Origin of the sequence: Synechococcus sp. R8-2 (assembly GCF_047461715.1) — a bacterium.
GTDB lineage: Bacteria > Cyanobacteriota > Cyanobacteriia > Thermostichales > Thermostichaceae > Thermostichus.
On sequence record NZ_JANSHQ010000160.1, the window covers coordinates 1 to 7,676 of the forward strand.

Annotated in this window: 7 protein-coding genes; 4 read left to right on the plus strand and 3 right to left on the minus strand. The window is 59.7% G+C overall.

Going from position 1 to position 7,676, the window contains the following annotated elements; genetic code table 11:
• Positions 1–30 precede the first annotated feature (30 nt).
• The 3 genes from NW819_RS04470 to infC form a co-directional block, all read right to left on the minus strand.
• Positions 31–1,977, minus strand: coding sequence for a serine/threonine-protein kinase (locus tag NW819_RS04470; RefSeq protein ID WP_238376869.1), 1,947 nt, complete (start codon positions 1,975–1,977; stop codon positions 31–33).
• 126 nt (positions 1,978–2,103) lie between these two features.
• The gene (gene bcp, locus NW819_RS04475) at positions 2,104–2,568 is read right to left on the minus strand and encodes a thioredoxin-dependent thiol peroxidase (RefSeq protein ID WP_011432174.1); all 465 of its coding nucleotides are present in this window, start codon (positions 2,566–2,568) and stop codon (positions 2,104–2,106) included.
• 15 nt (positions 2,569–2,583) lie between these two features.
• Complete coding sequence (infC, locus tag NW819_RS04480; protein ID WP_011432175.1) at positions 2,584–3,141, minus strand: translation initiation factor IF-3; 558 nt, start codon at positions 3,139–3,141, stop codon at positions 2,584–2,586.
• Positions 3,142–3,434: 293 nt separating this feature from the next.
• Here infC and NW819_RS04485 point away from each other — a divergent pair, with 293 nt between their 5' ends.
• The 4 genes from NW819_RS04485 (at position 3,435) to NW819_RS04500 (ending at position 7,335) form a co-directional block, all read left to right on the plus strand.
• The gene (locus NW819_RS04485) at positions 3,435–3,701 is read left to right on the plus strand and encodes a hypothetical protein (protein WP_414332053.1); all 267 of its coding nucleotides are present in this window, start codon (positions 3,435–3,437) and stop codon (positions 3,699–3,701) included.
• A 41-nt stretch (positions 3,702–3,742) separates the two neighbouring features.
• Positions 3,743–5,128 (plus strand): aspartate ammonia-lyase, encoded by a 1,386-nt coding sequence (locus NW819_RS04490; protein WP_414413016.1) that lies wholly within the window; start codon positions 3,743–3,745, stop codon positions 5,126–5,128.
• A gap of 40 nt (positions 5,129–5,168) precedes the next feature.
• Positions 5,169–5,867 carry a Uma2 family endonuclease gene (locus tag NW819_RS04495; RefSeq protein ID WP_414413015.1) on the plus strand — a complete coding sequence of 233 codons (699 nt, stop codon included), beginning with the start codon at positions 5,169–5,171 and terminating at the stop codon, positions 5,865–5,867.
• A 79-nt stretch (positions 5,868–5,946) separates the two neighbouring features.
• Positions 5,947–7,335, plus strand: a complete 1,389-nt coding sequence (locus NW819_RS04500) for an MFS transporter (RefSeq protein ID WP_414332055.1) — start codon at positions 5,947–5,949, stop codon at positions 7,333–7,335.
• Positions 7,336–7,676: the final 341 nt, after the last annotated feature.

A 7,676-nucleotide genomic window follows, 5' to 3' on the forward strand; every position in this document is an offset into this window, starting at 1 on the left:
CGACAGCGGGACGGAGTCCTTGGCGAAACTCTAGATCGCTGGGTCGCACAGCATCACCTGGGAAGGCTGTCCACTCACCGGCAAGCAGTTCAGATCCAATTGCCAAAGCTGAGACAGGTGAGATTTCTCTGCTTTGGGCACCTGCAGCCAAATCTTGCCCCTTTGGCCCACCTGCAACACCTGTGAGCCGTTAGGCACAGCTACTTGGGCCAAGGGATCCCCTTTTTCACTGTACAGCCAGAGGGAAGTGGATTGCTCGCCCTCTCGACACAGCAGCAGCACGCCCCAAGGGGCCTTGGCCATCTGGACAGGTTGCCCTTTCAAGAACCAGCGGCGCACCCGCAGCGGATTCACCTGCACCGAGTGGAGATAAGGGCAGCAACCTTGCTGGCCTTCCCTTCCCTCATCTGTTGCCGCAAAGAGCAACCGTTCTCCCAAGCTGATCACCCCCCCTTGGGGATCCAAGGGCAGGCGATAGCGAATGGGCTGGGATCCCGTCTGCAGAGACCAACCGGTCGCGACAGTGGGATGGTGTCCCTTGGGATAGGGCAAGAGGCTCATCTCCACCCACTGCTGCCCCACACCTGTCAACAAAACCAGATGCTCCGAGAGGGCCAGCAAGCGGGACAGGGATCCCTGCCAAGGCCAACGAAAATAGCAGCGGGAATCGGGGAAAGGCTGTGTTCCTGTCGACGTGGCCGGCTGCCATTGTACGGCCCCCAACTCTTGGGCGGTGGCCCAGACCAGCTCCTGTCGCTCTGCCAGCCAGGTGGCCTGCCAATCCTCCTCAAAGCTGAGCAAGGTGCGGATGCGGCTGGGGCTGAGGTGCAAAAGGCTGCTTCGGGAGAAGGCCAGGGCTTCCGGGAAGGTGTTCAAGGGCAGCACCGCCCGAATTGGCTCGTCCAGGGAAAAACGGGCCAAAGCAGGGGATCCCAGGGCAAGGTTCTGGAGCTCCAGCCATTCCAGCCTCTGGGGGGTCACCCGCAACAGCAGCGGGGATCTGGAGCCGCTGGGATCCTCGCAGATGCAGAACTTTTGCTCGGCCAGGAACTCCATCCCGCCAGTGTCAACAGAGCCCAGATCCGGCAGATCCCAAACCTGTACCCCAGGGGGCGGCCATCTGGGCAGGCGAGGGCCAACCCAACAACTGGCCGGCTCTTGCCACTCTTGGGCAACCACCGCCAAAGCCGACCGCATTTGGGCAGCAGTGCGGAACCGCCGCAAGGGCAACTTGCGTAGGGCTATCTCCAGCACCTCCCGCAGCGGGGCAGGGATCCCTTCTGGACAGACAAACGGCTGGTTGAGGTGGGCGTGCATCAACTGGCCGGGGGATCCGGAAAAAGGCCGCCGGCCTGTCAACAGCTCCAGCAGGATGATCCCCACCGCGTAGAGATCCGAGGCAGGGCTAAACTGACCGTAGAAGCGCTCGGGAGCCATGTAGGCAGGGGATCCGGTGGCGCTGATCTCATCGGGAAGAGGCTGGGAGTGGCGGGCAATGCCAAAGTCTGTCAGCTTCAGTTGCCAGCCCTGGGGCGTGGGCTTGAGCAGGATGTTCTCGGGCTTGACATCGCAGTGGATCACCCCCTGCCGGTGGGCATGATCTAACCCGGCCAAAATCTGATCCACAAAGCCCAAAACCTGCTTGACCGGCAGCCACAGCCCCTGTTCCACCTGGTCGATCAGCTCCCGCAGCGTGCCTCCCTCGCAGTACTCCAACACCAGGTAGCGACCTTCGCGGGCATGTTCGAGGGCGTAGCAGCGGGTAATGTTGGGGTGGTTGAGGGTGAGCAGATGGCGCAGCTCCCGCAGTAGATTTTGGGTGGGAAAGCGCTCCGCCGGCAGCTCCTTCAGGGCCACCAGGTCTCCTCCTTGACGGGGACGGGCACAGAATACACGCCCGTACTGCCCTTGGCCGGCCAAACCCAACATTTGGTAGCTGTCGTGAATCGACTTGAGGGTACGGCTGCGTCGGGACACGGCCCTAGCCCACGAGGAATCAATACCGGCACTTTACATCTTTTTTTGCTCTTTTCGTTCCCGTCTTGGCTCAGGTTCCAGAACAACGAGCCCAGCAGCAGGTCTGCCGAACTCCCACCGGAAAGCCTAAGAGCCGGTCAACTGCTTGAGCAGCTCCGCTGCGTGGGTTTCCACCTTGACCTTGGTGATAACGGCCTCGATCTTCCCCTCCGGATCAATAACAAAAGTGGTGCGGTGAATGCCGTTGTACTCTTTGCCCATGAACTTTTTCGGCCCATAGACCCCGTAAGCCCTGGCCACCTTGGCCCCCTCATCCACCAACAGGGGGAAGGGCAGTTGCAGCTTCTGGGCAAATTTTTGGTGGGAACGGGCATCGTCGGCGCTCACCCCCAAGATGGCGATGCCGTGGGCTTGATAGTCAGCGTAGGCATCCCGAAAGCCGCAGGCTTCTTGGGTGCAGCCGGGGGTGTTGTCCCGCGGGTAAAAATAGAGCACCACCCGCTGTCCCCGCAACTGGCTCAAGCTGATGGGATTGCCCTCGGCATCGGGCAGGGTGAACTCCGGAGCCGGATCCCCAACGGCAAGGGGCATGGGTGGGATCCCTCCTCAGACCGATTTTTTGGGAGAGAGAATCATCGTGATGTTTCGCCCTTCCTTTTGGGGGGGCTGCTGCATTTCCGCCACTTCTTGTAAGTCTTTGAACAAGCGGTGCAGCAATTCTTCCCCCAACTCGGCGTGCTGGGCCTCACGACCGCGGAACATCACCGTGGCTTTCACCTTGTCTCCATCCCCCAAGAACTGTTGGGCGCTGCGCAGGCGCACGTTGTAGTCGTGCTCGCCGATGTTGTAGCGAAACTTCACTTCCTTGATCTCGGCAGTGTGTTGCTTCTTGCGGGCCTCCCGTTCTTTCTTCTCCTTCTCAAACTTGAACTTGCCGTAGTCCATGATGCGGCAGACGGGCGGGTCGGCCTTTTCGCTCACCAAGACCAAGTCCAGATCTTTTTCTTCTGCCAGGCGCAGGGCTTCGCGCGGGCTCATGATCCCCAACTGAGTGCCGTCGGTATCGATAAGGCGGATTTTGGGGAAGCGGATGCGCTCGTTGATGGCCGGCAGCTCTGCGCGCTGCTTGCGGGGGAAGCGGTCAGGTGGACGCTCTACGGTCAAGTTTTCCTCTCTCAACGAAATAACAACACAAGACAAATGCTAAGTAGGACTAGCCCCCTTCGGAGCAGTGCCGAACCCTGAGTTTGGACTCTCCAATCAAAGTCGGCCACTGGCCCGCAGGCTAAGGCAGGCTGCACCTATACTAACCGGCATTTTCCGTCTCTTTCTAGAGCCGTCAAGCGTTGTCAAGGCCCGCTCACTTGGGGATCCTGCCAGGCCGCGGTAGGATACCAAAGTGGCGATCTTGAACAGGATCGAGGGTTGTTTGTCGGCCAGCAGGGAGGGCAGAAGCGGTGCAGCTCGGTTTAACGGAACGGGAACTGACAGAGTTGGCCCAAAAGTCGGTTCAGCTCATCCTCAGCCCGCGGGAAGGGGATAGCGAAGCGCTGATCCAGTACAAGTCTTCGGCAGAATTTCGAGCAGGGGTGCATCTGGCCTGTGCGGCCATGGTGTTGGTCTTGGCAGAGAACAACGAGCGCCTCAGCCAGCAGTTGCAGGCTACTTTACAAAACTTATCTGCAGCCGTCGAGACACCCTCAGAGAAGGCTGCCGGAAGCTAGCCCAAGGATCCGCGAACGGGGGAGGAAAAGCCTTGGCTGAGGTGCGCAGCGAACGAGACTCAATGGGGGAGCGGCAACTACCCCAGTCGGTTTACTACGGCATCCAGACCGCCCGTGCCCTGGAGAACTTCCCTATCAGCGGCCTCAAGCCCCTGCCAGAGTATGTGGAGGCCTGCGTGCTGATTAAAAAGGCGGCGGCGGAGGTCAACGGCGAGCTGGGGTGCATTCCGGCAGAGGTGGCCAAGGCGATTGTCCAAGCGGCGGATGAGATCCTCCAGGGATCCCTGCGGGATCAGTTTGTGGTGGATGTGTACCAAGCAGGGGCGGGCACCTCCCACCACATGAATGTCAACGAAGTGCTGGCCAACCGCGCTCTGGAGATCCTGGGGGAGCCCAAAGGCTGCTACCAGCGGGTCAGCCCCAACGACCATGTCAACTACGGCCAGTCCACCAACGATGTCATCCCCACCGCCATTCGCCTGGCTGCCCTGCTGCGGGTGCGACGGGATTTTCTGGGCACGCTGGACAATTTGGTAGCGGCGCTGGAGCAGAAGGCCCAAGAGTTTCGCGGCATCCTCAAGGCCGGTCGCACCCATTTGCAGGATGCGGTGCCGGTGCGGCTGGGGGATAGCTTCGGCGCCTACGCGGCCATCTTTGCCCAACACCGTCGCTGGATTGAGGAGGCCAGCCAGGCCCTGTGCAGCTTGGGGCTGGGGGGAAGCGCCGTCGGCACCGGCCTCAACACCCATCCCCAGTATCGGCAGCGGGTGGTGCAACGGCTGGCAGAGTATACCCAGTTGCCCCTCACCCCTGCTCCCCACCCCATGGCGGCGATGCAGAGCATGGCCCCCTTTGTGCATCTGTCGGGATCCCTGCGCAACCTGGCCCAAGATGGCATCAAGCTGGCCAACGACCTGCGGCTGATGGATTCTGGCCCCAAGACCGGCCTGAAGGAGATCCAACTGCCGCCGGTGCAGCCCGGCTCTTCCATCATGCCTGGCAAGTACAACCCGGTGATAGCCGAGATGTTGAACATGGTCTGTTTCCAGGTGATCGGGCTGGATACCGCCATCACCCTCGCAGCCCAAGCGGGGCAATTTGAGCTCAACGTGATGATGCCCCTGATTGCCTATGACCTCCTGCACAGCCTGCAGATTCTGAACAGCAGCCTGCGGGTCTTTGCCGAGCGCTGTATTCAAGGCATCACCCCCAAACCGGAGCGCTGCCGCGGCTACGCAGAAGGGACGCTGGCTTTGGTGACCGCCCTCAACCCCTACATCGGCTATTTGCAAGCTGCAGAAGTGGCCAAGGCTTCTTTGGAAACCGGCCAGTCCATTCGGCAGATTGTCTTAGAGCGCAACTTGATGACCCCGGAACAGGTGGCCAAGGTGCTGGATCTGGAGGCGATGAGCCAAATGCAGTCCTAACCCATTCGCTACAGTGGAGGCATACTGCTCCTGCCCGGCCATGACCATCGCCCCCTATCGCTGGCCCACCCAGCACGACTTGCCCGATACAGACGACACCCCCTTGGACAACGAGGATCAAGGCCGCCAATACCCCCTCCTCCGGGAACCGCTGCTGCTGCACTGGTCAGATCGGCAAGACTTTTTTGTGGCTTGCAATATGGGCCTTTACTACGCCCTACCCCGGCAGGTCATTGTTCCAGATTTGTTTCTGGTGCTGGGGGTTCCCCGTTGGCGGGATGGCACTGCCCGCAAAAGTTATGTGGTTTGGGATGAAGGGAATATCTTGCCTATTCTCATCTTGGAGATCATCTGCAACGACCAGGGGGAAGAAAAACCCGGACAAGCCAAATTCCAGCTCTACGAAAGGCGGCTGCGGATCCCCTACTACGTCACCTTCGAGCTAGAGACCGATGAGCTGAATGTTTATCAACTCCAGGGCGGACACTATGAGCTGCTCCCCGGCTCAGGCGCTGGAGAACATCCCCCAATTCTGTTGCCCGATTTGGACTTGAGTATCGGTCGGTGGTGGGGATCCTACGAGGGGCGAGAACGCTTTTGGGTGCGCTGGTATGATAGGGCAGGGCAATTGTTGCCTACGGGAGCTGAACTAGAACGGCAGCGGGCTGAATTGGAACGCTCCCGAGCCGAACGACTGGCCCAGCGGCTACGGGAACTGGGAGAAGACCCTGAATTTTGATCAGCTTTTCCAGGGATCCCCAAAAAAGAAATCTCCACCTACCCCCTACACTGGAATCCTGGCATTCCAGGGGGACATGATGACCAGACAGCGACTCAGTTTGTGGACGAAGCTGGCCTACGGGGTGGGGGATCTGGGCACAGGCATGACGGCCAACATCCTCATCTTTTTCCTGCTGCCCTTTCTCACCAATACCGTTGGCATGTCGGCAGGCCTAGCCGGCAGCATCTACGCCATCACTCGCTTTTGGGATGCCATCAACGATCCCATCATCGGCATTCTCAGCGACCGCACCCGCACCCGTTGGGGCCGTCGCCGCCCCTGGCTGCTGTTTGCAGCCCTCCCCTTTGGCCTCACGTTCCTGGCCCAGTGGTGGATCCCTTTTCCCGGTCGGATTGGCCCCCTGTTTGCCTACTACCTGGCGGTGTCGCTCTTGTTCAATACCTTCTACTCTGCGGCCAATATTCCCTACGCCTCCCTGACAGCGGAGCTGACCCAGGATTACGACGAGCGCACCCAGCTCAACCAATTCCGCTTTGCCTTCTCTGTAGGGGGCAGCATGGTTGCGGTGGTTACCTTTCCGCTCTTGGTCAACCTGCTGCCGGATCGGGCTGCCGGCCATCTGCTGGCCGGAGCCTGTTTTGGAGTGATCTCGGCTGTGCCCTTGCTGATCTGTTTTTGGGGGGTGCGAGAACGGTATCCATCCCAACGGGATCCCATGCCCCTGGTTCAACAACTGCGGGTGGCCTTCAGCAACCGCCCCTACCTGTTTGTCAGCGGCATCTACCTGTGTTCTTGGCTGGCGTTTCAGTTCACAGCCACAATCATCCCTTATTTCATCGTCTTCTGGATGGGCCTGCCGGAGGTGTGGATTTCCTTGGTGGTACTGGCGGTACAGGGGATCGCAGTGCTGACGCTGTTCGGTTGGACCCAACTGAGCACCCATCTGGACAAGCGCACCATGTACCTCATTGGGGCGGGGTTTTGGCTGATCTCGCAGGCAGGCCTGTTTTTTCTCCAGCCCGGGCAGCAGGGGATCATGATTGGGCTGGCTCTGTTGGCCGGCATTGGGGTTTCTGCTACAGCCTATCTCGGCCCTTGGTCGATGTTGCCGGATGTGATCGATCTGGATGAACTGCAAACCGGGGAGCGGCGGGAGGGGATCTTCTACGCTTTTATGGTCTTCTTACAAAAGGTGGGCTTGGCACTGGGGCTGTTTTTCGTGGGGCAAGCTCTGGATTGGGCCGGCTTCGTGCCTTCGGTGGCCGGAGAGGCCCTGCCCATCCAGCCGGAATCGGCTTTGTTGGCCATTCGCGTTGCCATTGGCCCCTTACCGGCGGTGGCCCTGATCGGCGGGATCCTGCTGGTGTGGTTCTACCCAATCACCCGGCAGCGTCATCAGCAGATCCTGATGGAATTGGAAGAAAGACGGCAGCAATACCACCCCAGCACCGAAAGATCTCCTTAGACCGCAAAATAGGCTACGGTTTCTAGCGGCAGAGCAACTGGCGCAATTGCGGGGGTTTTGATCTTCGGCCCAGGCTACTCCTCTCTCAGGGGCCTGCAGGATTACCTCATCAATGGCCTGAAAAAATGGCCTGAAAATCGATCACTCCTTCATCTCGCGCTGGGGGCCGAATGAAGAAAATGCCGAGACTATTGCCTGATCATCACCTTGGCCCGCAGCCTGGGAATGGATGTCACTGCCGAGGGGATCGAAACCCTACAGCGACTGCACCAATGAGGCTGTTGAACTGCGAGTATGGCCAGGGCTATTTCTTCGCCAAACCTGATACATTCACGCTGAAC

Coding starts and splice junctions, on each gene's coding strand:
- NW819_RS04500 (WP_414332055.1), top strand. CDS start 5,947: ATGACCAGACAGCGACTCAGTTTGTGGACGAAGCTGGCCTACGGGGTG.
- NW819_RS04495 (WP_414413015.1), top strand. CDS start 5,169: ATGACCATCGCCCCCTATCGCTGGCCCACCCAGCACGACTTGCCCGAT.
- bcp (WP_011432174.1), bottom strand. CDS start 2,568: ATGCCCCTTGCCGTTGGGGATCCGGCTCCGGAGTTCACCCTGCCCGAT.